The 23,866-nt window shown below is 69.3% G+C and carries 17 protein-coding genes; 3 read left to right on the top strand and 14 right to left on the bottom strand.

Translation table 11 applies throughout. The annotated features are described in order from the left end of the window. Nucleotides 1–200: 200 nt before the first annotated feature. The 5 genes from ON39_RS03550 to purF all read right to left on the bottom strand — a co-directional run bounded on the left by ON39_RS03550 (nucleotide 201) and on the right by purF (nucleotide 7,892). Complete coding sequence (locus tag ON39_RS03550; RefSeq protein ID WP_051186259.1) at nucleotides 201–1,898, bottom strand: ABC transporter ATP-binding protein; 1,698 nt, start codon at nucleotides 1,896–1,898, stop codon at nucleotides 201–203. Continuing rightward, on the bottom strand, nucleotides 1,895–2,893 hold the full coding sequence (locus tag ON39_RS03545) for an ABC transporter permease (protein WP_083894219.1): 999 nt from the start codon (nucleotides 2,891–2,893) through the stop codon (nucleotides 1,895–1,897). Before ON39_RS03545 ends, ON39_RS03550 begins: the two co-directional genes overlap by 4 nt. Before the next feature lie 92 nt (nucleotides 2,894–2,985). After that, on the bottom strand, nucleotides 2,986–3,996 hold the full coding sequence (locus ON39_RS03540) for an ABC transporter permease (protein ID WP_040730848.1): 1,011 nt from the start codon (nucleotides 3,994–3,996) through the stop codon (nucleotides 2,986–2,988). A 122-nt stretch (nucleotides 3,997–4,118) separates the two neighbouring features. Beyond that, nucleotides 4,119–5,735: an ABC transporter substrate-binding protein gene (locus tag ON39_RS03535; protein WP_083894216.1), complete on the bottom strand. Its 1,617-nt coding sequence runs from the start codon at nucleotides 5,733–5,735 to the stop codon at nucleotides 4,119–4,121. A 492-nt stretch (nucleotides 5,736–6,227) separates the two neighbouring features. After that, complete coding sequence (purF, locus tag ON39_RS03530; RefSeq protein WP_040730773.1) at nucleotides 6,228–7,892, bottom strand: amidophosphoribosyltransferase; 1,665 nt, start codon at nucleotides 7,890–7,892, stop codon at nucleotides 6,228–6,230. A gap of 236 nt (nucleotides 7,893–8,128) precedes the next feature. Here purF and ON39_RS03525 point away from each other — a divergent pair, with 236 nt between their 5' ends. Beyond that, entirely contained in the window at nucleotides 8,129–9,397 is a 1,269-nt protein-coding gene (locus ON39_RS03525; RefSeq protein ID WP_040730770.1) for a YhgE/Pip domain-containing protein, read from the top strand. Between the two features lie 163 nt (nucleotides 9,398–9,560). Here the strand turns inward: ON39_RS03525 and ON39_RS03520 are convergent, their stop codons facing one another. The 5 genes from ON39_RS03520 to ON39_RS03500 all read right to left on the bottom strand — a co-directional run bounded on the left by ON39_RS03520 (nucleotide 9,561) and on the right by ON39_RS03500 (nucleotide 14,904). Continuing rightward, nucleotides 9,561–9,953 (bottom strand): sterol carrier family protein, encoded by a 393-nt coding sequence (locus ON39_RS03520; protein WP_040730843.1) that lies wholly within the window; start codon nucleotides 9,951–9,953, stop codon nucleotides 9,561–9,563. Nucleotides 9,954–10,014: 61 nt separating this feature from the next. Beyond that, on the bottom strand, nucleotides 10,015–10,785 hold the full coding sequence (locus ON39_RS03515) for a phytanoyl-CoA dioxygenase family protein (protein ID WP_040730767.1): 771 nt from the start codon (nucleotides 10,783–10,785) through the stop codon (nucleotides 10,015–10,017). Nucleotides 10,786–10,894: 109 nt separating this feature from the next. Next, nucleotides 10,895–12,352, bottom strand: a complete 1,458-nt coding sequence (locus tag ON39_RS03510; protein WP_040730764.1) for a serine hydrolase domain-containing protein — start codon at nucleotides 12,350–12,352, stop codon at nucleotides 10,895–10,897. A gap of 213 nt (nucleotides 12,353–12,565) precedes the next feature. Next, a complete protein-coding gene (locus ON39_RS03505) occupies nucleotides 12,566–13,201 on the bottom strand; it encodes a CPBP family intramembrane glutamic endopeptidase (protein WP_040730762.1) in 636 nt (211 codons plus the stop codon). Then, nucleotides 13,198–14,904, bottom strand: coding sequence for an alpha/beta hydrolase (locus ON39_RS03500; protein WP_246002867.1), 1,707 nt, complete (start codon nucleotides 14,902–14,904; stop codon nucleotides 13,198–13,200). The genes ON39_RS03505 and ON39_RS03500 overlap by 4 nt, the downstream gene beginning before the upstream one ends. Nucleotides 14,905–15,139: 235 nt before the next feature. Here ON39_RS03500 and ON39_RS03495 point away from each other — a divergent pair, with 235 nt between their 5' ends. Then, nucleotides 15,140–15,430 (top strand): YiaA/YiaB family inner membrane protein, encoded by a 291-nt coding sequence (locus tag ON39_RS03495; RefSeq protein WP_040730756.1) that lies wholly within the window; start codon nucleotides 15,140–15,142, stop codon nucleotides 15,428–15,430. 52 nt (nucleotides 15,431–15,482) lie between these two features. Here ON39_RS03495 and ON39_RS03490 read toward each other — a convergent pair whose 3' ends face one another. Then, on the bottom strand, nucleotides 15,483–17,138 hold the full coding sequence (locus ON39_RS03490; RefSeq protein ID WP_373283659.1) for an alpha/beta hydrolase: 1,656 nt from the start codon (nucleotides 17,136–17,138) through the stop codon (nucleotides 15,483–15,485). Between the two features lie 104 nt (nucleotides 17,139–17,242). Next, on the bottom strand, nucleotides 17,243–19,561 hold the full coding sequence (gene purL / locus ON39_RS03485) for a phosphoribosylformylglycinamidine synthase subunit PurL (protein ID WP_174412494.1): 2,319 nt from the start codon (nucleotides 19,559–19,561) through the stop codon (nucleotides 17,243–17,245). A gap of 209 nt (nucleotides 19,562–19,770) precedes the next feature. Here purL and ON39_RS03480 point away from each other — a divergent pair, with 209 nt between their 5' ends. Further along, a complete protein-coding gene (locus ON39_RS03480; RefSeq protein WP_051186263.1) occupies nucleotides 19,771–21,084 on the top strand; it encodes a glycosyltransferase 87 family protein in 1,314 nt (437 codons plus the stop codon). Here ON39_RS03480 and ON39_RS03475 read toward each other — a convergent pair. Both ON39_RS03475 and ON39_RS03470 read right to left on the bottom strand, forming a co-directional pair. Then, nucleotides 21,036–22,331, bottom strand: coding sequence for a M18 family aminopeptidase (locus ON39_RS03475; protein WP_040730750.1), 1,296 nt, complete (start codon nucleotides 22,329–22,331; stop codon nucleotides 21,036–21,038). The genes ON39_RS03480 and ON39_RS03475 overlap by 49 nt on opposite strands. A gap of 27 nt (nucleotides 22,332–22,358) precedes the next feature. Next, on the bottom strand, nucleotides 22,359–23,819 hold the full coding sequence (locus tag ON39_RS03470) for a S1 family peptidase (RefSeq protein ID WP_040730747.1): 1,461 nt from the start codon (nucleotides 23,817–23,819) through the stop codon (nucleotides 22,359–22,361). Nucleotides 23,820–23,866 lie beyond the last annotated feature (47 nt).

The following is a 23,866-nucleotide window of genomic DNA, read 5'->3' as shown; positions in this document are numbered from 1 at the left end:
GATGCCTGCTCACGCTACCGGAGCCGGATAACGGCCTTACAGCTGTCCCGCCTCTCCGCGCCTTTTGCCGGACGTAGGAGCCGCGAGACTTGTCAACCGGGCTTGCCGTAAGTCGGTCGTCCGGTTTGGACGTACCCGACGAGTTACCCATGTCCATACGAAATAACTTGTCACGCTATTTCGTATGGACATCACCCTGCTTACTCGAGCGCCGCGGTCGCGAACAAGGCGGCGCTCTCCGCCCGGCGCCTGCGCTGCTCCACCGGGTCGGGCACCGGTACCGCGGCCACCAGGCGCTGCGTGTACTCCTCGGTGGGCGCGCGCAGGATGCGATCTCGATCGCCCTGCTCGACCACCGCGCCGTTGCGCAGCACCACGATCCGATCGGCCAGCTGGTCGACCACCGCGAGATCGTGGCTGATGAACAGGCAGGCCCACCCGCATTCGCGCTGCAGCTGCCCGAACAACTCGAGCACCGCCGCCTGCACGGAGACGTCGAGCGCGCTGGTCGGCTCGTCGGCGACGAGCAGATCCGGATCCAGGACCAGTGCCCTGGCCAGACTCGCGCGCTGACGCTGGCCGCCCGACAGCTCGTGCGGGTACCGGCGCTCGGTGCCCGCGGGCAGCTGCACGTCGTCGAGCAGTTTGCGCACCCGTGCCTTGATCTCGGCCGAGCTGCCCGTCTTGTGCACGAGCAGCGGCTCAGCGACGCACTCGCCGACGGTGAGCCGCGGGTTGAGCGAGCTGGCCGGATCCTGGAACACAAACCCGAAGCGCCGCCGGATGGGCCGCAGCTTGCGAGCGGACATGCCCGCGATGTCCTGCCCGCGCACCTTGACCACGCCCGAGGTCGGGCGCTGCAGGGCCGCGACGCAGCGGCCGATGGTCGACTTGCCCGAGCCGGATTCGCCTACCAGGCCGAGGGTTTCGCCCAGCCCGATGCACAGGTTCACGTCGTCGACCGCGCGGAACACCGGCCGCCCGAACGAGCCGGGGAACTCCACCACCAGATCGCACACCTCGAGCACCGGCTCGGCGGCCGGGGCCGCCTCCTCGGTCGGGCCGTGCGCCAACTGCTCGGTGCCCAGGTGCGGCACCGCCGCGAGCAGCGCCCTGGTGTAGTCCTGCTTCGGACTGGCGAACAGCTCGTCCACCGGAGCCTGCTCGACCACCTTGCCGTTGCGCATCACCACGACGCGGTCGGCCAGGTCGGCCACCACGCCCATGTTGTGCGTGATCAACACGATGGCGCTGCCGATCCGGTCGCGCAGATCGCGCAGCAGCTCCAGGATCTCCGCCTGCACCGTCACGTCGAGCGCCGTGGTCGGCTCGTCGGCGATGATCACCTTCGGCTCGCAGGCGATGGCGATGGCGATCACCACGCGCTGCTTCTGCCCGCCGGAGAGCTGATGCGGGTAGTAGTTCACCCGATGCTCCGGGTCGGGCAGGCCGACCATGCGCAGCAACTCGATCGCGCGCGCCTTCGCGTCCTTCTTGCTCATCTGCGAGTGTGCGCGCAGCGCCTCGCCGATCTGGAAGCCGACGGTGAACAGCGGGTCGAGCGCGAGGCCCGGCTCCTGGAACACCATCGAGATCGCGCCGCCGCGCAGCGCGGTGAGCTGTCGCTCGTTCATCGAGGTGATGGCCTCGGTGCCGAGGGTGACCAGGCCGCGCACCCGCGCGGTCAGCGGCAACAGCCCCATCGCGGTGCGCGAACTCACCGACTTGCCCGAGCCCGACTCGCCGACGATGGCGAGCACCTCGCCGGGGAACACCTCGTAGGAGACGTCGGTGACCGCGTAGACGGGTCCGGCGTCGGTGGCGAAGGTGACCGACAGCGACTCGATGGACAGCGCCGGACGGCCGCGCTCGGCGACCTCCGGTGACGGGTTACTCATGGTGTCTCCTTGCCCAGATCCACTGGGGACGCGGGCGCTTTCGGGGCGCCGGGCTCGACTTCGCTCGCGTCGGGTTCGGCCGGGACCTCGATGCCCGCGACGGTGATCGCGTCGCCCGGCGCCGCGGCGACGGCGCGACGGGTGCGCAGCACCGGGTTGAGCACCTCGTTGAGGCTCTCCCCCACCAGGGTCATGCCGAGCACCACGAGCACGATGGCGAAGCCGGGGAAGATCCCGGTCCACCAGATGCCGTTGGAGACATCCGAGAGCGCCTTGTTCAGGTCGTAGCCCCATTCGGCGGCCTGGGTCGGCTCGATGCCGAACCCGAGGAAGCCGAGGCCCGCGAGGGTGAGGATGGCCTCGGACCCGTTGAGCGTCACGATCACCGGCAGCGACTGGGTGACGTTGGCGAAGATGTGCCGGAACAGAATTCGCCCCGTCGACGCGCCGGTGACCCGGGCGGCGTCGACGTAGGGTTCGTTCTTCACCGAGACGGTCGCGTTGCGCACCACCCGGAAGTACTGCGGCACGAAGACCGCCGTGATCGCCACCGCCGCGGAGAGCACGCCGCCGAGGCTGGTCGACCGGCCGCCGGCGACCACGATGGACACCACGATCGCGAGCAGCAGCGTCGGGAAGGCGTACATCGCGTCCATGAACAGCACGAGGACCCGGTCGAACCAGCGGCCGAGGTAACCCGACAGCAGGCCGAGCGGCACACCGATGCACAGCGACAGCACCAGCGAGATCGCGATGACGAACAGCGCGGTCCGCGCGCCCCAGATCACCCGGGAGAACACGTCCTCGCCGCGCACCGAGGTGCCGAACCAGTGCTGCGCCGAGGGCGCCTGCTGGCGGACGAAATCGACTCCGTCCGAGGCGCTTTGCGCGAAACCGTAGGGCGCGATCAACGGCGCGAAGATCGCCGCGAGCACGAACACCGCGACCAGCCCCAAGCCGAGCAGCAACGTCGCGCGCTGCAGGCCGGCGGTCATGGAGAACAGTCGCAGGCCCGGTATGCCGCGCCGCGCCGAGGGCGGTATCGGCGGAACGACCGATGGCTCGTTCAACAATTCCGGTGCGGTCATCAGAACCTCACCCTCGGATCGATCAGTGCCACAAGCGTATCCACCAGGAAGCTCATCAGCGCGATGAAGATGGCGATGAACGCGACGATGCCCTGGACCGCGACGAAGTCACGGGCGCCGAGGTAGGTCGCGAGCTGATACCCGAGCCCCTTCCACTCGAAGGTGGTCTCGGTCAGCACCGCGCCGCCGAGCATCATGGCGATCTGCATGCCCATCACGGTGACGATCGGTATCATCGCGTTGCGGAACGCGTGTCGCCCGGTGACCACCCGCCGCGACAGGCCACGGGCCCGCGCGGCGTCCACGTAGTCCGAGCGCAGCGTCTGGATCAGGTTGATCCGCACCAGCCGCAGGAAGATGCCCGCGGTGAGCAGTCCGAGCGCGATGGCCGGCAGCACAGCGTGTTTCAGCACGTCGATGATGTTGCCGGTGTCGCCGTAGAGGAACCCGTCGATCAGCATGATGTTGGTCTTCGGCGAGACGTGCTGCAGCTGCAGTTCGACATTGGTGCTGGCCCTGCCCGCCACCGGCAGCCAGCCCAGCTTCACCGCGAAGATCAGCTTGAGCAGCAGGCCGACGAAGAACACCGGCGCCGCGTAGGCCAGGATGGCGAACAGGCGCAGGCCGGTGTCCGACACCGAATCACGGTGCGTCGCAGCGTATCTGCCGAGCGGGATGCCCACGGCGAAGGCGACGATGAGCGCCCAGAACATCAGCTCGAGCGAGGCGGCGCCGTAGGTGGTGATCACGTCGCTGATCTGCCGATTGTCTTGCGAGCGACCGAAATCCCCGCGCAGCAGCCCGGAGATGTAGTCCCAGTACTGCGACAGGATCGGCCGGTTCAGGCCTGCCGCCTCTTTGCGAATCTCGATCTGCTCCTGGGTCATTCGCCCACCCATGGCCGCGCTGATCGGATCACCGGCCACGCGCATCAGGAAGAAGACGACGGTCGCCAGGATCCACGCGGTCACCGGGATCAGCAGCAGTCGCACGCCCAGGTAGCGCAGCAGCGCGAGCTGACGCGAGTCGCTGCGGCCCTTCCCCGGTCGTGGCACGCCGAAGCGCCGGGCCCGGGCCGGCGCTTGCTTCGTTTCTGGAGCAGCTATCGTCCCGGGCCCGGCTTCGCCGGATGTCACTTGCTCAGCACCGTGTAACGGAACTTGAAGGACGCGTCGAGAGTCTGGTCGACGCCCTGCACGTTCTTGCCTGCGACGGCGATCTGCTTGCCGGACAACAGCGGAAGGATCGGCACATGGTTCTGTGCCAGGTCCACCTGGACCTTCTTGAGTATCTCGAGCCGCTTGTCCTTGTCGGTCGCCGTGGTCTCGGCGAGCAGCTGCTCGGTGATGCTCGGGTTCTCGAAGTGCGACTGCAGGAAGTTGTTCGGCGCGAAGAACGGGGTCAGGTAGTTGTCCGGGTCCGGAAAGTCCGGGAACCAGCCGAAGTGGTAGAGCGGGTAGGAGTCGCGGGCGCGCTCCCGCTGGTAGCTGACCCACTCGGTGGACTGCAGGTTCACCCGGAACAGGCCGCTCGCCTCGAGCTGCGACTTGATCGCCGCGTACTCCTCGGAGCTGCTCGAACCGTAGTGGTCCGGGTTGTACTGCAGGTTCAGCTCGACCGGGGTCGCGACACCGGCGTCGGCGAGGAACTTCGCTGCCTTCTCCTTGCTCGGGTTCGCGCCGTAGATGTCCTTGTACGGCTCGACCGCGCTCGGAACGCCCTGCGGCACCGACGAATACGCGGGCAGGTAGGTGCCCTTGTACACGCCCTCGGCCAGCGCGGCGCGGTCGACGGTGGAGGCGATCGCCTTGCGCACGGCCAGCTTCTGCTCCGGCGTGCCGCCGGGCATGGTGTTCATGTTGAACACGATGTAGCGCAGCTCGCCACCGGGGCCCTCGTGCACGGTGACCTTGCTGTCGCCGCGCAGCGAGCCGATATCGGTCGGCGTGAAGGAGCGGTAACCGACGTCGAGCGACCCGTTCTGCAGGTCGAGCTTCATGTTGTCGGTGGTGGCGTAGTACTTCGTCGACACGGTCTTGGTCTTCGGCGTGCCGAGGATGCCGTTGTAGTCCGCGTACGCCGTGTACTCGACCAGCTTGTTCTTGTCGTAGCTGCTGATGGTGTACGGGCCCGAGTAGCCCTTGTTCTTCACCACGTCCTCGTCGGCCATCACCTTGTCCGGCGAGTAGACCTTCTCGTCGACGATCGGGCCCGCCTGGGTCGGCAGGATGGCCGGGAAGGTCTGGTCGTTGGCGACCTTCAGCACGAAGTTGACCGTGCGGTCGTCCGGGGCCTCGGTCTTGTCGAGGTTGCCGAGCAGCGAGGCGGGGCCGTTCGGATCGTTGATCTTGATCATCCGGTCGAACGAGAACTTGACGCTCTTGGCGGTCAACGGGTTCCCGTTGGCGAACTTCAGGCCCGCCTTCATGGTGCAGGTGTACACCGTGGGGGAGGTGAACTCGCACTTCTCCGCGGCGTCGGGCTTCGGGGTCGCGTCGCCGGGCGCGAAGTTCAAGACGTACTGGTAGAACTGCGTCTCCGCGACCAGGGAGCCGTTGTCGTAGGCGGCCGCCGGGTCGAGCGAGAAGATTTTGTCCGTGGTGCCGGCCACCAGGCCACCACCCTCACCACCGTCACCGGTCCGGCCGGAACCGCAGCCGGCCAAGGCGGACGCCACCAGCGTCGCCAGGCCGACGGCCGCGATGGTTCGCGTCCGGGTCCGGCCCCCAGGTGTTCTAGAAACCAACATCAGGGCCCCACTTCTCGAGCGCCGCACCGCGCTGCCCTGGATCGCAGGGCAGGTGCGGACACAATGAACTTCCGATCTGACGGGCACCGTACCCACGAACCATTTCCGGCACGTTGCGTTTTCACAGAAAAAATCACCGGGGCGTGTCCTGGCGTTGCAAATAGTGCACGCCGGGGGCCAGATCACCGGACGAATGTCCAGGAACGCCTGCGATAGCCGCGTGCGATGTCGCGAGGACGCCATGACACGTCGAGAGACAGAAATCGGTCCGGATCCGCGACGCGCCTGGTCGACCCGCCGCGCGCCTACCGCGCTCGGGCATGAATCGGCGCGCCGGATGGCGTGCGCCGAGGGAAAGAGGTCCGTAGGAGATCCGGACGACAGGGTGTCGGAATTACCGGCACTCGCCGGAACGGCCGCGAATCACGACCGTCCCGTACAGGGTGGCTCAGCGAGTCGAGGACGACTCACCGCGAAGGACGACTCAGCGGATCAAGGACGACTGAGCGCGCTGGCGTTCGCGTTCTCGCCCAGCAGCACGGACTCCGGCCGCCCGGTCAGCATGCCCTCGAGCACGTTCTTGCCGATGGCCGCCTCGGTGGGCAGCGCGATCGGGTAGTCGCCGTCGAAGCAGGCGCAGCACAGCCGCGAGCGCGGCTGCTCGGTGGCCGCGATCATGCCCTCGGTGGAGATGTAGCCGAGGGTGTCCGCGCCGATCGAGCGGCGCACGCCCTCCACCATTTCGAGGAAGGCGGCGGAGTCGTTCTCCGGCCGCTGCGCGGACTCCGCCACCGCATGCTGCCCGGACTCCGCTACTACGTCCTTCAGTCGCTGCGCGGGCTCCGCTCCGGCACCATTGGCGATCAACTCGGCGGGCGAGGCGAAGTCGATGCCGTAGAAGCACGGCCACTTCACCGGCGGCGAGGCGATCCGGACGTGAATCTCCAGCGCGCCCGCCTCCCGCAGCATGCGGATCAGCGCGCGCTGGGTGTTGCCGCGCACGATGGAGTCGTCCACCACGATCAGCCGCTTGCCGCGGATGACCTCACGCAGCGGGTTGAGCTTGAGGCGGATGCCGAGCTGGCGAATGGTCTGGCTCGGCTGAATGAACGTCCGCCCGACGTAGGCGTTCTTCATCAGGCCCTGCCCGTACGGGACGCCCGAACCCTGCGCGTAGCCGACGGCGGCCGGGGTGCCGGACTCGGGCACCGGGATCACCAGATCGGCCTCGACCGGATGCTCCTTGGCGAGCCTGCGGCCGATCTCGACCCTGGTGGCGTGCACCGAACGACCGGAGATGGCGCTGTCCGGCCTGGCCAGGTACACGTACTCGAAGACGCAGCCCTTGGGCTCGGGGTTGGCGAAGCGCATCGAACGCACGCCCTCGGCGTCGATCGCCAGCAGTTCGCCGGGCTCGATCTCCCGGACGAACGCGGCGCCGACGATGTCGAGCGCGGCGGTTTCGCTGGCAACGACCCAGCCACGGTCCAGCCTGCCCAGGCACAGCGGGCGAACGCCGTGCGGGTCGCGCGCGGCATAAAGGGTGTGCTCGTCCATGAAGGTGAGGCAGAACGCGCCCTTCAGCGTCGGCAGCAGCTCCATCGCCGCCTGCTCGATGCTGGAGTCCGCGGAGGCGTGCGCGAGCAGCGCGGTCATCACGTCCGAGTCGGAGGTCGCGGCCATCGGCTGCGGGCGGCCGTTGACCACCGGCGCGCCGATCAGCCCGAGTTCCCTTGCACGGCTTGCCAATTCGGCGGTGTTGACCAGATTGCCGTTGTGGCCCAAGGCAAGTCCGGAGCCGACCGAGGTGGTGCGGAAGATCGGCTGGGCGTTCTCCCAGGTCACGCCGCCGGTGGTGGAGTAGCGGCAGTGCCCGACGGCGATGTGGCCCGGCATGGCGGCCAGCGTCTGCTCGTCGAACACCTGACTGACCAGGCCGAGATCCTTGAAGACCAAGATCTGCGAGCCGTCGGAGACCGCGATGCCCGCCGCCTCCTGACCGCGGTGCTGCAGCGCGTACAAGCCGTAGTACGTGAGCTTCGCCACGTCCTCGCTCGGCGCCCAGACTCCGAACACACCACACTCCTCGCGTGGCTCGTTCTCGACCTGATCGGGGGTGGCTGATGTGCTGTCGATCGGCAGTTCGACCTTGGTCACCGTTTGCTCCCTGTTCGGGCGGGCTGGGGGCACGTTTCATTCTACGGGTGAAACTTCGATCGCGATCACCGCCACCGCATCCGAGTAGCAATCGGATGCGGCGCACGAGCCCGGGCGATCCGGCGGCGACAGCTGTTACGGTGCGAGCCGTGACGACTACCGACAGCGCGGATTCAGGCAGCGGGGCGGGATCGACCACCGGGACACTCCCGCCGCAGCGCAGGCCGTGGGCGCGCATGGTGCTGTTTCCGATGGCCGTGCTCACGCTGCTGACCGCGCTGCTCGGCCTGATGTATCTGGACTACGTCGTCGATCCGGAGAAGAACCTGCACGATTTCCCCATCGCGCTGGTGAACCAGGATGTGGGCGATGTCATCAAGACGGCCGACCGCCAGCAGCAGGTGAACTTCGGCAATCAGATCAGCGACGCCCTGACCAAGGGCGTGCCCTCGGACAAGGTCGACCTGCGGGTGATCAGCATCAGCGAGGCCGAGCGGCAGCTGCAGTCCGGCGAGGTCTACGGCGCACTGGTCATTCCGAGCGACTTCAGTAAGCGGCTGGGCATCCTGGGCGTGGGCAGCGTCATCCCCGGCGAGATGGAGCGCCCGATCATCACCCTGCAGACCAATCCGCGCACCGGCGCCTTCGGCACCCAGATCGTGCTTCGGGTGGGCAACCAGGCGCTGACCGAGGTGAACAAGCAGGTCGGCAAGCAGCTCACCGACCAGGTGACAGAGCAGTTGAAGCCGCAGCCGGGCGGGCCGCCCGCGCCCGAGCTGTCCGGCGCGGCCCGGGTCGCGCTCGCCGATCCGGTGAAAGTCGTTGTCCAGCAGTATCATCCGCTGCCCGACGGCACCGGGCAGGGGCTCAGCGCGTTCTTCTACGCGCTGCTGCTGTTGCTCGCAGGCGTGGTCGGCGCCATGGTGATCCACACGATGATCGACGCGCAGCTCGGCTTCATCCCCACCGAGTACGGGCCGTGGTTCGTGCACTACCCGCCCACGCCGATCTCGCGCTTCCGCACCCTGCTGATCAAGTGGGGCGTCATGGTGGTGACCGCGAACATCGTCTCGGCGGTCTTCCTCAGCGTCGGCCTGGCCCTCGACATGCCGATCGACCATCCGCTGGCCCTGTTCCTCTACAGCGCGCTCGCCATCATCGCCGTCGGCGTCACCGGGCTGTCCACGCTCGCCGCCATCGGCTCCGCGGGCCTGCTGGTGAACCTGATCCTGTTCATCATTCTCGGCCTGCCCTCCTCCGGCGGCACCGTCCCGATCGAGGCGACCCCGCAGTACTTCGGCTGGCTGGCCTCCTTCGAACCGATGCACCAGGTGTTCCTCGGCATTCGCGCCATTCTCTACTTCGACGCGAGCTTCGAGGCCGGGCTCGCGCGCGGCGTGTGGATGGCGGTCATCGGCCTCGGCCTCGGGCTGATCTTCGGCGCGGTCATCACCCGCTTCTACGACCGGAAGGGTCTGCACCGCAGCAACCGCATGGCGGCCTAGGCCCGGTGTCGAAGTCCGGCCGGATGCATCCGGTGGCTGGATCGTCGCCTGGCAAGGCGGAGGAGGAGCCGATACCGGGTTTGTATCGGCGACGACGACAACGCGGCCAGGCGGCGATCCAGCCACCGGAGGCGCCGGATGGGACTTCGACACCGGGCCTAGGTCAGTCGCCGGAGGGGCGCGCGACGGGCAGCCAGCGGGCCACCTCGGCGGCGCGGCTGCCCGACGCGGTGAGCGCGCCGGAGTCGAGTGCGGAGGCGAAATCCAGTAGGCCGGTGGCGAGCAGCAGCCAGGTGCGCGGGTCGGTCTCGACCACGTTCGGCGGGGTGCCCCTGGTGTGCCGCGGCCCCTCGATGCATTGGACCGCGACGAACGGCGGCACCCGCACCTCCACGGAGTGACCGGGGGCCGAGGCCGCCAGGGTGCGGGCGGTCGAGCGCACCGCCGCCGCGAGTTCGGTGCGCGCGGGCGCGTCCACCGAATCGTCTCGCAGCCACTCACTCACCGCATCCACCGCCGACCGCAGCTCGGCCGGGCTCACCGATTGTCGCGCCACCTCGCCGAGATTACCGACCGCCGGCCGCGCGCGCCGACGCGTGCGCACGGTGTGGGTCCGGTCAGTCGCCGAGCCCGCGGCGGATGGCCAGCTCGATCGGCGAGTACGCACCGTCCGGCCGTTCCAGCACGCAGGGGCCGCGCGACAGCAGCGGTGGTTGCGCCAGGAAGCGCGCGGTCCGGCCCCGATGTCGTTGCGCGGCATGGACCAGAAAGGGGTGACACAGGTAGACGTCACCGGCCCGGCCGGTCGCCGCCACCTCGGGCAGGTCGGCGGTCGCGGGCGCGTAGGCGAACTGCGTCAGGTCCGCGCCCGCTTCTCCGAAGGGGGCCAGCAACGAGGGCACCCGCAGGTGCGAACCGACCCGGATTCGGGTCGGCGCGTCGTCGTCGCCGATATCGGAGAACAGGAACAGCATCAGCAGGGCGCGGCCCTTCGAGAAGAGATTCACCCGCCAGGTGAGGTAGTCGCTGGGGTCGTCGCCGGGGAAGCTGACGTCGATATGCCAGCCGTCGTCACCGGGCGCCCCACCGACTGGGAAGCGAATCGGAAAGGTGCCGAGGCTGTTTCGCGGTAGCCAGCGTCCCTGGCCGACAAGTTGGTCGAAGGCCGTCATCAGTGCCGGCGCAGTGGCCGCCCGCGCGAACGGTTCGTCGGCGAAATCGCCGAGCCGAATCACCGGCTGCGTCCACGTCGACCGGTCTTCGGGATCGCACCCGGTCGCGCGCCACAGAATGGCCCGGCCCGCGGCGGCCACCTCGCTCGGAAATGCCTGCTCCACTTTGACGAACCCGTCACTGATGAATGATTCGATCTGACCGTCGTCGAGCATTGGTTCCTTTCGTCGCCCCAACGATGGACGACCGCACGGCCGCAGCGCCACCGATTTTCGGCCACACGCGCGGAACTGGAGACCGGGTTACGGCCCGGCCCAGCGGTTTTCAGTTGGTCTTCGGGGTGGCGCGCATACCGACGTAACAGGCTTCGGTGCCGTCGGCGAGGGTGGCGAAGACCACGGGCATGTAGTCCTCGCTGAAGGAGGGGCCCGCGCCGGAGGCGGCGAAGACGGTCGCGGAGACCGGGGTGAGGTCCATGCTCAGCGGCGGGGACATGTCCTTCATGTCGTCGACGAACTCGTACAGCATGTGCGCGGAGCCGTCGGCCCGCTTGCCGACCGTGATGACCACGCCCGCGCGCCGGTAGGTGCCGATGAACGGATCGATGGCCACCGCGACCGGCGGCTCGGCCGGCGCGAACGCCTCCGGCATCCGGACCCCGGCCAGTTCGGCGAGCAGCTCACGGAACAGCGCGGCGTAAAGTTGGCGCGCGCCACCGCCATTGGTGAGCAGTGCGACGGCGACCCCCGCCTCGGGGATGGCCCGCAGGTAGGCGTATTGGCCGATCGCGGCGCCGTCGTGGCCGAAGCCCTTGATGCCGTTCCAGTCGTACAGGGTCCAGCCGAGGCCCCATCCGTCCGCGCTGACGGTCCACTTGTCCGGCACGTCGATCTCCCGATGCCGCATCGCCGCAACGGCTTCCGGCGAGAGCAGCGCGGTCCCGTCGGCGGCGCGGCCACCGTCGAGATGCATGCGCGCGAACCGCACCATGTCCCCCGCCGAACTGATGACCCGCGCCGCGGGGGCGACCGAGCGCGGCATGATGTCCCACTCCGGCGCCGGATCCGGGTACCGCCCCGGCTCGCCGAGGTGGCTCATCGCGGTACGGAATCTCAGCGCCTGCTCCGGCAGCGTGACCAGGCGTTCGAGGCCGAGCGGCACGGCGAGCAGGTCTCGCACGGCCTCGTCGAAGGTCCGGCCGGTGAGCACCTCGATGATCCGGCCGAGCACGACATAGCCGAGGCTGCCGTAGGACATCGCCGTGCCCGGCTTGCAGTCCAGCGCGACTTCCCTTGCCGCCCTGACGTATTCGGCCAGGCAATCGTCGCCGCGACCGCCGTCGTAGTTGAAGTCGTTGGTGACGCCGCCGGTGTGGCTGAGCAACTGGCGGACGGTGATCTTTTTCGTCGCCTCCTCGTCCGGCGTCGCGAACTCGGGCAGCACGTCGACGACGGGCACGTCGAGGTCGAGCCTGCCCTCGTCGACGAGGCGCATGATCATCGTCGCGGTGTACACCTTGGCGACCGAGCCACACAGGAACACCGAGTCGGTGGTGACCGGAACCTCGGTGCCGCGATGCAATACGCCGCTGGCCATTTCGTACACCTCGCCATCCACCAGGATGGCCAGTGCCGCCCCCGGCACGTGGTGCGCCGCGCGGAGTTCGTCGAGCCGCCGCTGCCACCGCGCCACGGCGAATTCGCGCCCGGCCGAGTCGGCGCCGCCCCACTCCCCCCGCGCCTTCCAGTCACCCTCGGCGCTCCAGCTCACGTTGTTCGACATCGTCTTCTCCTGCTTCGAAACCAGTTACCGCGTACATCGTTCTCGCGTTGCGAACATTGTACTCACAGCGGAACGCTGTGCGCAAGTGGATGGCCTGTATTTCTGTATGCGCTGGTGAAGGGGTTTGCCCAGCGTCGGAATCGACGTAACCGGGCACCTTGCTAGTGAATCCAGCCGACCCGCGTGGGCACGCCCACGCAGATTCGAGCGGGCCTACTTATCGGCGGACTCGATGAGCCGGGCGATGCGGGGCGCGAGTGCGCCGCCCATGTTGACGGCGGCGTGGAGCAAGGCCGGTGCGGTGATGCTCTCGGTACGGCGGCGCAGCCAGCCGAACGCGACGCCGCCCGCCGCCGTGACCGCGACGGTGGCCGGAACGCTGTCGCCGGCGACGCGGGCGGGGTGGACGTGCCAGAGGCCGAAGGCCAGTGCGCCGAGAGCGGTTCCGGCGCGGGAACCGAAAGCGTTGTCCAGCAACGGATTCAAGGTGGCACGGAAGATCATTTCTTCGCTGTAGACCGTGCCGACCGGAATGTGTACCGCGATCCACTCGGCGGGTGCGACCTCCGGGCCGCGATCGGGTACCGCGCGCAAACTTTTCCGCAATGACGGAATAGCAAGGGCCACACCGTATCCCGCTGCTACTAGTGCGGCCGAGACGAGGCCGTACCGAAAGCCCTTCGCGCAGCGCCAATTCGGCGTGCCATGGAAGGCGGCGGCGTATGCGGTGGCGAAGCCGGCGTTGGCGGCGGTCCTGCCGCGGACACCGAGCCCGAGTCCGGGCAGCGCCCAATTGCTCCAGGCCAACGGAAGGCCGACGGCAGCAACGGCTTTCGGAAAGCTACTCATTTGGTCTTCCGCTCGAAGTCCTCGGCCGCGTCGATCTCCGCCCTGATCCGATCCGACAGCCCGGAGTTCCACTCCGGCGGCGCGGCGACGGCGGCCCACCCGTCGAGCACGAGGCTGCCGTAGCGGTGCCCGTGGCCGTCGGTGACGCCCTGCGCGTTGGTGAGATCGGCGGCGACCTGCCAGAAGGTGACGAACGGCCACCAGCGCATCTGCGAGGACACGTCCGCGCCGCGCGGCTCGGACAGCCAATCAGGTTGGGAGAAAATGAGATCGGTCGACCACCAGACGATCGGATCCGACGCGTGCTGCAAGTACGCGATCCGCGGCGGCCGCCACTCGGTGGACGGGCGCGCGAGATCGGCGCTGTCCGAGGCGAATCGCACGACCAGGCCGTCGGCGTACACCGGCTCCACCTCGCGCGAGCCGGGGTCGCGCCGCGACACGAACTGCTTCCACAGGCGATTCGAGTTGGGCGGCCCGACCCACAGCGCGCCGTCCACCTTCGCGCGCAGGTCGGCCAGCCCGTCGAAGGCTGCCTCGGAGCCCTGCGAGCCGAGGCTCTCCCCGTACACCAGCAGCTTCGGCCGCTGCTCGCGCGGCCGCGCGCTCCAGTGCCGGTAGATGGCGTCGAACATCGCCCGGCCCGCCGTCGTCGCCTTGCCGCGGTCCGCGAGGAACGACAGCACGCTGGGCAGGTACGAGTACTGCGAGGCGACGATCGCGCTGTCGCCGCCGTACATGTACTCGATCGCCCCGGCGGCCATGGCGTTCACCCACCCGGTACCGGTGGTGGTCACCACCACCAGCACCTTCCGGTCGAACGCCCCGGTGCGCTCCAGCTCCGCGGCCGCCAGTTCCGCCGGATCCTGGCCCGCCTTCGCCGACTCCAGGCCGACGTAGGCGCGGATCGGCTCGCGGGCGGGCCCGCCGGTCACCTCGCTGATCTTGCTCGCGGTCGGCCCGTGCGAAACGAACCAGCGCCCTTCGTAACCCAGCGTCTCCCACTTCGCCAGCGACGCCGGGCTACCCGAGCGCTCGGGCCGCACCGGCTGGATCGCGTTCGCGGAGGTGTGGTCGTTGCGCACGCTGAACGCCGAGTTCGCGACGGCGAAGAACGCCCGCGAGGCCACGCCGTTGAAGATGGTCACCACCGCCACCACCAGCACGAGGAACCCGGCGGCGGGCGCGAGTTCCCGCGGCACCCGCACCCACCGGTTGAGCAGCCTGGCCAGGAAACGGATGATCTCGCGCACCGTCCGGTACACCGCGACGACGGCCATGCCGACGGACACGCTCAGCAATCCGGTCCGCAGATACGCGGGCGTCGTGGTGCCCTCCATGCCCATCAGCGCGGTGATCTCGCGCTGCCAGCGCGCCGACTGCACGAGCATCAGCGCCGCACCCAGCGCGGCGCTGATCAGGATCGCCGACTTCACCGCATAGCGCACCCAGGTCGGCGGCGGCGGAATCTTGGTGAGCCTGGGCCGCACCCACAGCCGGAACAGCCACTCCAGCACGCAGCCGAGGCCGTAACCGAGCGCGGCGTTGACCCCGCTGATCAGCCCCTGGAACAGCCAGTCACGCGGCAGCAGCGACGGCGTCACCGACAGCGCGAAGAAGATCGTCGCGAAGACCAGCCCGACGTAGTTCAGATCGATGATGTCCTCCGCGCGCCGCACGAGGACGACGCCGCGCGCACGCAGCTTCGTCAAGGTGGAGGCGGTCTGGAGCACGAGAGCTCAGCGCGTGCGGAGGTCGGGCGCCGGCGGCGTCGGCTGGTCCGTAGCGATCATCACCCGAACAGTATGGCGGGCCGGACCGAGCGGCGCGCTCTCGCCCGTGCCCGACGCGGCCGGACGGTCGGCGAAGACAACTACCCACGGCGCTCGAGTAGTTGTACTGGGTTGCGCGCGTACGCATGTCGGCAGACTTTTGCCCATGAGCACTCCCAACGCACAGCCGAGATCGACCTCGGCCTTCATCGCGCAGGCCGCGATCGCGTTCGGCGTCAGCTTCCTCGGGGTCGGCGTCGGCGTCTGTTATCTCCCGCTCGACATGTGGCAGCGCGGTTTTCTCGCGATGTCCCTGCTGTTCCTGGTGACCAGCACCTTCACCCTGGCGAAGGTGGTGCGTGACCAGCACGAGGCCGCGACCGTGCACGGTCGCATCGATCAGGCACGGCTGGAAAAGCTGCTCGCAGAGCACGATCCGTTCAACACCGTGTCCTGACGCGCCTGGGCGGGCCTTGTACACGAGGGGTCCCGGCCCGCCCAGGTCCGCGTCACTTGCGTGAGCGCTCGCGAATCGCGGACTCCGCCAAGTACTTCCGGATTCGATCCGACAGATCCGCCGACCAGTCCGGCGGCTCGGCGAGCGCGGCCCAGGCATCGAGCACCAGCGTGCCGTAGCGGTGGCCGTGGCCGTCGGTGACGCCCTGCGCGTTCGGCAGGTCGGCGGCGACCTGCCAGAACGTGACGATCGGATACCACGCCATGGTCGGCGACACGTCCGGCCCGCGCGGCTCGCGCAGCCAATCCGGCTCCTCGAACAGCAGATCCGGCGACCACCAGACCACCGGATCGGACGCGTGCTGCAGGTAGGCGATACGCGGCGTGAGCCAGGCGCTCGACGGTCGCCACAGGTCGCCGCGACCGTCGGCGAACCGCACCACCAATCCGTCCGCGTAGGTCGGCAGCACCTCGGGCGAGCCGGGGTCGCGCCGCGTGACGAACTCGCGCCACAGCCGATTCGAGTTGGGCGGCCCGACCCACAGCACCCCGTCGGCCCTGGTGCGCAGGTCGGCCAGGCCGGTGAACGCGCCCTCCGAGCCCTGCGCGCCGAGGCTCTCGCCGTAGACGAGCAACTTGGGCCGCGCCTGCGCCGGACGGGCCGACCAGTGCTCATACACCTTGTCGAACACCAGCTTTCCCATCCGCGTCGCCTTCTCCCGGTCCGAGAGGAACGAGAGCACGCTCGGCAGATACGAGTACTGGGTGGCCACGATCGCGGTGTCGCCGCCGTACATCATCTCGACGGACTCGGCGCTGGTCGAGTCGACCCAGCCGGTGCCCGTCGTGGTCACCACTACCAGCGCCTTGCGCTCGAAGGCGCCGGTGCGCTCCAGTTCGGCGACGGCCAGCTCGGCCTGCGCCTCCGGTTCGTCCGCCGACTCCAGGCCGGTGTAGACCCGGATGGGTTCGCGCGCGGGTTTGCCGGTGACCCTGGCGATGTCGGCGGCGGTCGGCACGTACGACACGAACCAGCGGCCCTCCGAGCCGAGCGTCTCCCACTTCGCCAGCGAATCCGGGCTGCCGGACCGTTCCGCGAGACTCGGCTGTACGGCATTGGGCGAGGTGTGGCTGTTGCGCACGCTGAACGCCGAGTTCGCCGCCGCGAAAAAGCCTTTGGCCAGCACGCCGTTGAACAGCGTCACGGCGACGACGGTGACGATCAGGAACCCGATGGGCAGTGCGAACTCGCGCGGGACGCGCACCCGCGCGGTCAGCTCCCCCGCGACCCACCTGACCAGCCACCTGACGACGCGGAACACCCCGATCACCAGGGCGATCACGGCCGCGCTCAGCGCGCCGGTGCGCAGGAAGCCGGTGGTCGTGATGTCGTCCATGCCCATCAGCTCGGTGATCTCGCGCTGCCACCGCGCCGACTGCACGAGCATCACGATCGCGACGACGACGCAGCCGAGCACCACGGCCGCCTTGACCGCCCACGGCACCCACCCGGGCAGCTCGGCGAAAACCCTTGTCACCGAGGCGGGTAACTGGATCCGCGGCCGAATCCACCGGCGGAACAACCACTCCAGCACGCAGCCGACGCCGTAGCCGATGGCCGCGTTGATCCCGCCGACCAGCCCCTCGAACAGCCAATCCCGCGGCAGCAGTGAGGGAGTCAGCGACAACGCGAAGAACAGGGTGGCCACGGCCAGCCCCACATAGTTCGGACGAAAGAAGCGCTCGGCGGCACCGGCAATCCTGCCCGCGCCGCCGCGCTCGGTTACTGAGACCTCTCTAGCCCCAGTCGTTGTCAAACCGCGCTTGCCCCGAACAACTTCGGCAGCGTGCCTTCGTGCGCGGCCCGCAGCTCGTCCATGGGGACGGAGAACTGTCCTTGCACCTCGATGGAGTCAGAACCCTGGTCCACCACGCCGATCCGCGTCCACGGCAGGTCGCGGGCGGTGCACATCTTGGTGAACCGGGTCTCCTCCGAGCGCGGCACCGCGACGAGCACCCGGCCCGCCGATTCGGAGAACAAGGTCACGAACGGGTCGGCGTCCTCGGGAATCAGGACGCGGCAACCGGTTTCGCCCGCCAGCGCGGCCTCGACGACCGTCTGGATCAGGCCGCCCTCCGAGAGGTCGTGCGCGGCGCTGATCATGCCGTCGCGCGAACCGGCGGTGAGCACCTCGGCCAGCAGCTGCTCGCGCGCGAAGTCCACCTTCGGCGGCACGCCGCCGAGGTGATCGTGCACGACCTGCGACCAGATGGAGCCGTCGAACTCGTCGCGAGTGTCGCCGAGCAGGATCAGCGTCTCGCCGGGCTCGAGGCCGAGACCGGTCGGGATGCGCCGGTGCACGTCGTCGATGACGCCGAGCACGCCGACCACCGGGGTGGGCAGGATCGCGGTCTGGCCGGTCTGGTTGTAGAAGCTGACATTGCCGCCGGTGACCGGAATGCCCAGCGCCACACAGCCGTCCGCGAGGCCGCGCACGGCCTGCTGGAACTGCCACATCACGCCGGGATCCTCGGGCGAGCCGAAGTTGAGGCAGTTGGTGACGGCCTTCGGGGTCGCGCCGGTGGTCGCGACGTTGCGGTAGGCCTCGGCCAGCGCGAGCTGCGCGCCGGTGTACGGGTCCAGCTTGGTGTAGCGGCCGGACGCGTCGGTGGCCAGCGCGATGCCGCGGCCGGTCTGCTCGTCGATCCGGATGACGCCCGCGTCCGCGTGCTCGGCCAGCACCGTGTTGCCGCGCACGTAGCGGTCGTACTGCTCGGTGATCCACTTCCGGCTGCACAGCTGCGGGCTGGCCAGCATGCGCAGCAGCGTCTCGCGCAGTTCGTCGCCGGTCTTCGGGCGGGTCAGCTTGTCGGTGCCGTCCGCGATCAGCGCGTCCTGCTCGTCGGGGCGCTGGACCGGGCGCTCGTACACCGGGCCCTCGTGCGCGACGGTGCGCGGCGGCACGTCGACCACGGTCTCACCGTGCCAGGTGACGACGAGCCGGTCGCCGTCGGTGACCTCGCCGATCACGGTGGCCAGGGTGTCCCACTTGCGGCACACCGCCATGAACGCGTCCACGTTCTCGGGGGTGACCACCGCGCACATGCGCTCCTGCGACTCGCTGGAGAGCACCTCGGCCGGGGTCATCCCGGTGGCCCGCATCGGCACCCGGTCGAGCTCGATGTGCATGCCGCCGTCGCCCGCCGCGGCGAGTTCGGAGGTGGCGCAGGACAATCCGGCGCCGCCGAGGTCCTGGATGCCGACCACCAGCTTGGCCGCGTACAGCTCGAGACAGCACTCGATGAGCACCTTCTCGGTGAACGGGTCGCCGACCTGCACGCTGGGCAGCTTTTTCCGTCCGGTGCCCGACTCGTCGCCGGAGAAGGTGTCCGAGGCGAGCACGGAGACGCCGCCGATGCCGTCGAGGCCGGTGCGCGCGCCGAACAGAATGATCTTGTTGCCGGTGCCGGAGGCGAAGGCCAGGTGCAGGTCCTCGACCCGCATCACGCCGGCGCACAACGCGTTGACCAACGGATTGCCCTGGTACGACGCGTCGAACACGGTCTCGCCGCCGATGTTCGGCAGGCCGAGCGAGTTGCCGTAGCCGCCGACGCCGCGCACCACGCCGTCGACCACGCGCCTGGTGTCGGCCGCGTCCGCCGCGCCGAAGCGCAGCTGATCCATCACCGCGATCGGCCGGGCGCCCATCGCCATGATGTCGCGCACGATGCCGCCGACACCGGTCGCCGCGCCCTGATACGGCTCGACGTAGGACGGGTGATTGTGGCTCTCCACCTTGAACGTGACGGCCCAGCCGTCGCCGACGTCGACCACGCCCGCGTTCTCGCCGATGCCCGCCAGCATCGAGGACCGCATCTCCTCGGTGGTGGTCTGGCCGAAGTAACGCAGGTGCACCTTCGAGGACTTGTAGGAGCAGTGCTCGCTCCACATCACCGAGTACATCGCCAGTTCGGCGGCGGTCGGCCTGCGGCCGAGGATTTCCTTGATGCGCGCGTACTCGTCGTCCTTCAGACCCAGCTCTTTATAGGGTTGCGGCACGTCGGGAGTCGCTGCGGCTGCGCTGACGGTGTCGACCTGCGAAGTCACGGGGTATCTGGGTCCTTTCGACATGATCGACCCGGCCATGTCAGGGGCCTTGTGGGGCCGGGAGCGCGAAGCTGGGGATTCGCCTGGAAGTTTAGCCGTGACCGTCGATGGGCAGCGGGGCGCATCGGCCGCGCGCCCGGTTCGCCGGATTCGTGTGCGCCAGGTCACAGCGCGGAACGGAGACGGCGCGCGCCGACGGGGATCACATCACCGCCCACCGATACCCTGGGCCCGTGAACGAACGATCGGGGGTCGCGGATTCCGCTGAGCCGGTTGCCTCGAAGACCCTTAGCGGCGCGTCCGCCGAACCGACCGGGACCGGGCGCGTTCCGCTGTCGCGCGAGCAGCTCCGCTGGCTGCTGGTCGCGATCGGCCTGTTCGCCGTGTCGGCGGCGCTGTCGCTCCTGGTCCACTGGTGGTCGGGCTACATCGACCTGCAGGTCTATCGCAACGGCGCCCGGGTCTGGCTCGACGACGGTGAGCTGTACGGGCCGATGCCGCCCGTCGCCGGCATCGGCCTGCCCTTCACATATCCCCCGCTGGCCGCGCTGTTCTTCGCGCCGCTCGCGCTGCTGCCGCTGCCGGTGGCCGAGGTGCTGGTGCTGGTGACCTCGCTGGCCAGCCTCGGCGCGACGCTGTGGGTGGTGCTCGCCCGGATCCGGCCCGAACTGTCCAAGGTCACCGCGCTGACGATCGTCATCGGCGCGGTCGCGGTGCTGCAGACGTTCGAGCCGCTGCGCCAGACCTTCGGCTTCGGCCAGATCAACCTGGTGCTGATGGCCGCCATCACGCTGGATTGCCTGGTGCGCAAGCCTTTCTGGCCGCGCGGCATGCTGATCGGCATCGCGGTGTCGGTGAAGCTCATCCCCGGCGGTTACCTGCTGTACTTCCTGCTGCGCCGGGACTGGAAGGCGGCCGGCACGCTGGTCGTCTCGGCCATCGGCGCGGTGGGCCTCGGCTTCCTGCTGTTCCCCAGCGACTCGGCCGAGTACTGGTTCCACACCCTCGCCGATACCGGGCGGATCGGGCCGCCGTACTTCGCGGGCAATCAGTCGATCAAGGGCATGATGTTCCGGCTCGGCGTCGCCGACTCGCTGGCGACCGCGCTGTGGATCGCGCTGTCGCTGGTCGCGGTCGCGCTGGCCGCCGTCTGGATGCACCGGCTGATCCAGGCAGGCGCGAATGTCGCCGCGCTGATGGTGAACGCCGCGGCGGTGCTGCTGGTTTCGCCGGTGTCCTGGTCACACCACTGGGTGTGGATCGCGCCCGCGCTGGTGGTGGCGGCCGACGCGATCGTGCGCAACCGCGACGGACGCGCCCGCCGCCCGCTGTTCTCGGCCGCGGTCGGCGCGCTGACCGTCATGTTCATCATCGGACCGCAGTGGCTGCTGCCGCACTCCGCGGACAAGGAGCTCGGCTGGGCCTGGTGGCAGCAGCTCATCGGCAGCAGCTACGTCATCGCCACGCTCGCGGTGTTCGTCGTCGCGGTGGCGACCTATCACCCCGTGACGGCGGGCGTGAGGAAGGCGGCCAGCGCCGCGGCGTAGGCCGGGACATCGGCGGTGCCCATCATTTCGCGCGCCGAGTGCATGGCGAGCTGGGCCGCGCCGACATCGACCGTCGTCATGCCGGTGCCCGCCGCCGTCATCGGGCCGATGGTCGATCCGCACGGCAGGTCGGCGCGGTGGACGTAGCGCTGCAACGGAACTCCCGCCTGCGCGCACGCCAGCGCGAACGCGCCCGCGCCCGCGGCGTCGGTGGCGTAGCGCAGATTCTGGTTGACCTTGAGCACCGGGCCGCCGTTCACCTGGATCCGGTGCGCGGGCTCGTGTCGCTCGGGGTAGTTGGGGTGCGTCGCGTGCGCCATGTCGCCGGACGCGCAGATCGAACCGGCAAGGGCGGCAAAGAATTCGGAGCGGTCGCCGCCGCGCGCGAGCACGATCCGCTCCAGCACGGTGGGCAGCAGATCGGACTGCGCGCCACGATCGGACTGGCTGCCGACCTCCTCGTGATCGAACGTGGCGAACACGGGGATGGCCGCACCCGGCTCGTCCACCGCCGCGAGGAAGGCGTGCAGACCCGCGTAGCAGGTGCCCTGGTTGTCCAGCCGCGGCGCGCTGACCAGATCCTCGTCGCGACCGACGATCCGGCTCGGGGCCAGATCGTGGGTCATCAGCTCCCAGCCGAGCACCGCGGCCGGGTCCACCCCGGCGTGCTCGGCGACGAAGGTCAGGAACGAGCGCGGCTCGCCGCCGACGCCCCACACCGCGTTGACATGCCGCTGCGGATCGAGCGTGACGCCCTTGCGGTCGTCGGACAGGTGGATGGCCAGCTGCGGAACGCGCAGGATCGGCTCGTCGACGCGAATCAGCCGCTCCCGCACCGCGTCTCCGTCGCGCACGCTCAGCCGCCCCGAGAGGCCGAGCTCGCGATCGAGCCAGGAGTTCAGCCACGCGCCCCCGTAGGGCTCGAGCCCGACCAGCTGCCACCCGGCCGACGCCAGATCGGGATGCTGCTTGACGCGCAGATTCGGGCTGTCGGTGTGCGCGCCGACCACCCGGAACGGGGTCACCCCAGCGGCGTCGGCCGTCGCCCACGCGACCAGCGAGCCGCCGCGCACGACGTAGTGCCTGCTCGGTCCGTCCGCCGGCCACGGCGCCGACTCGTCGAGACGGGTGAAGCCGTGCGCGTCCAGCTCGCCGGCCAACGTCCGGCAGACGTGGAACGGCGAGGGCGACTCATCGATGAACGCGCACAACCCGGTGGCCGTGGCTGCGGTGGTGGAAACGGGCATCCTGCGATCCTAGGGGGCGTCGGCGGATCAGCTGGTGCGGACTTTCACGCCCGGATGGTCCCGCAGCACCGGGCCGATCGGCTGACCGAACAGCACCGGCACGTGACCGCAGGTGCCGTCGAGCGGGGTGGTGTTGGAGAGGATGGAGCTGGTGATGCCCACCGCCTCGGTGCCCGCCATGATGGGTCCGCCGCTGTCGCCCGGGTGACCGCACAGGGTGGTGATGAACATGTTGTCCAGCTGCACCGGCGCGTCGGTCTGGCCCGGCTTGCCCTTCACCCTGGCGACCTGGTCGGACGCGAGTATCACGCCACAGGAGTAACCGGAGCGGAACCCGGCCTTGCACACCACGGCCCCCGCGACCGGGTCCGTCGTGCCGGTGATGCGCAGGACACCGCCCGCCTCACCGGGGTTTTCCGACGCCGAGCCGCTGTTGCCGCTCCCGGTATCGAGGAAGGGAGGCACGAAGGACGGGGTGGGCGGCGACAGCTGTCCCGTGGAGACCAGGTTGTTGCGGAAGCGGGGGGCGACCGCGTCGTCGAGGCGCAGGATCCCGTAGTCGTGCGGCGCGAAGCTGGACACCTCGAAGTGGCCGAATTCGTCGCCGAGCCGCGCCTTCTCACCGGGCACATACCGCTTGTCGGACGTACCACGCACCGTGAAGATACGCCCCGGCTCGCCCGTGCGCTTCGACCGCGCGACGACGTTTTCGGGATCGCAATGGCCCGCGGTGATGTTGAGCGCGCTGCCCGCCGCGTCGGTGGCGTTGAAACCGAACGAGCACCGGTGGATCTCGCCGTCGACCTCGAAGGCGTAGGCCTGACCCCCACCGACCACGGGCTCGGCGGGCTCCCCGGCGGCGATGGACTGCACGTCTTCCGCGGCGCTGTCGGGCGACGCCTGCGGCATCGCCGACGCCATCGCCCGAACCAGCCCCGCCTCGATGGGCAGCTGCGTGCCTTCGGCGACTCGCACCACTAATTCGTTTCTCGCCGAGTCGATTCCGTACCCGAATATCGACTCGCCGACCGCGCCGGGCTGCCCGGCGAGCCAGCGTTCGAACCCGGCGCGCCGATCCCGCAGGGTCGCCTCGCTGGCGGCCACCGTTTCGACGGTGAACCCCGCGGCCTCGGCGGTCGCCCGAGCGGGCACGGCACTCACCTCATCGGTGAGCGAGACGATTCCGCGGCCACCGTCCATCCGGACGCCGGCGAAGGCCGCCGGGTGGGCGATCCGGGCGATCTTCGCGTAGTCGGACAGCCGATGCGCCGTGTCGACCCGGCGCGCGTACTCGTCGGCGTCGATGCCCAGGTCCCGCTGCAACGCCTCGACCAGGCGCGGCGGCAGGGGCGGCGGAGCGGCCGAGGCGGGGATGTTGGTCGATCCCGCGGCCAAGGCGGCGCAACACAGCACCAGCACCGCGCGCCGACGCCGTAGCGCGGTGCCGCGACGTCTCGCCGTGCCGAACAGCGGGGAACCGAACGCCATCGAAGAAGCCTCCTGATCGAATTGACAATGGTCCGAACGTCCAATGC

It is taken from the genome of Nocardia tenerifensis NBRC 101015, from assembly GCF_000308715.1.
Classification (GTDB): Bacteria; Actinomycetota; Actinomycetes; order Mycobacteriales; family Mycobacteriaceae; genus Nocardia; species Nocardia tenerifensis.
Note: the sequence above shows the minus strand (reverse complement) of the source record. Positions and strands in the feature narration are given on the sequence as shown.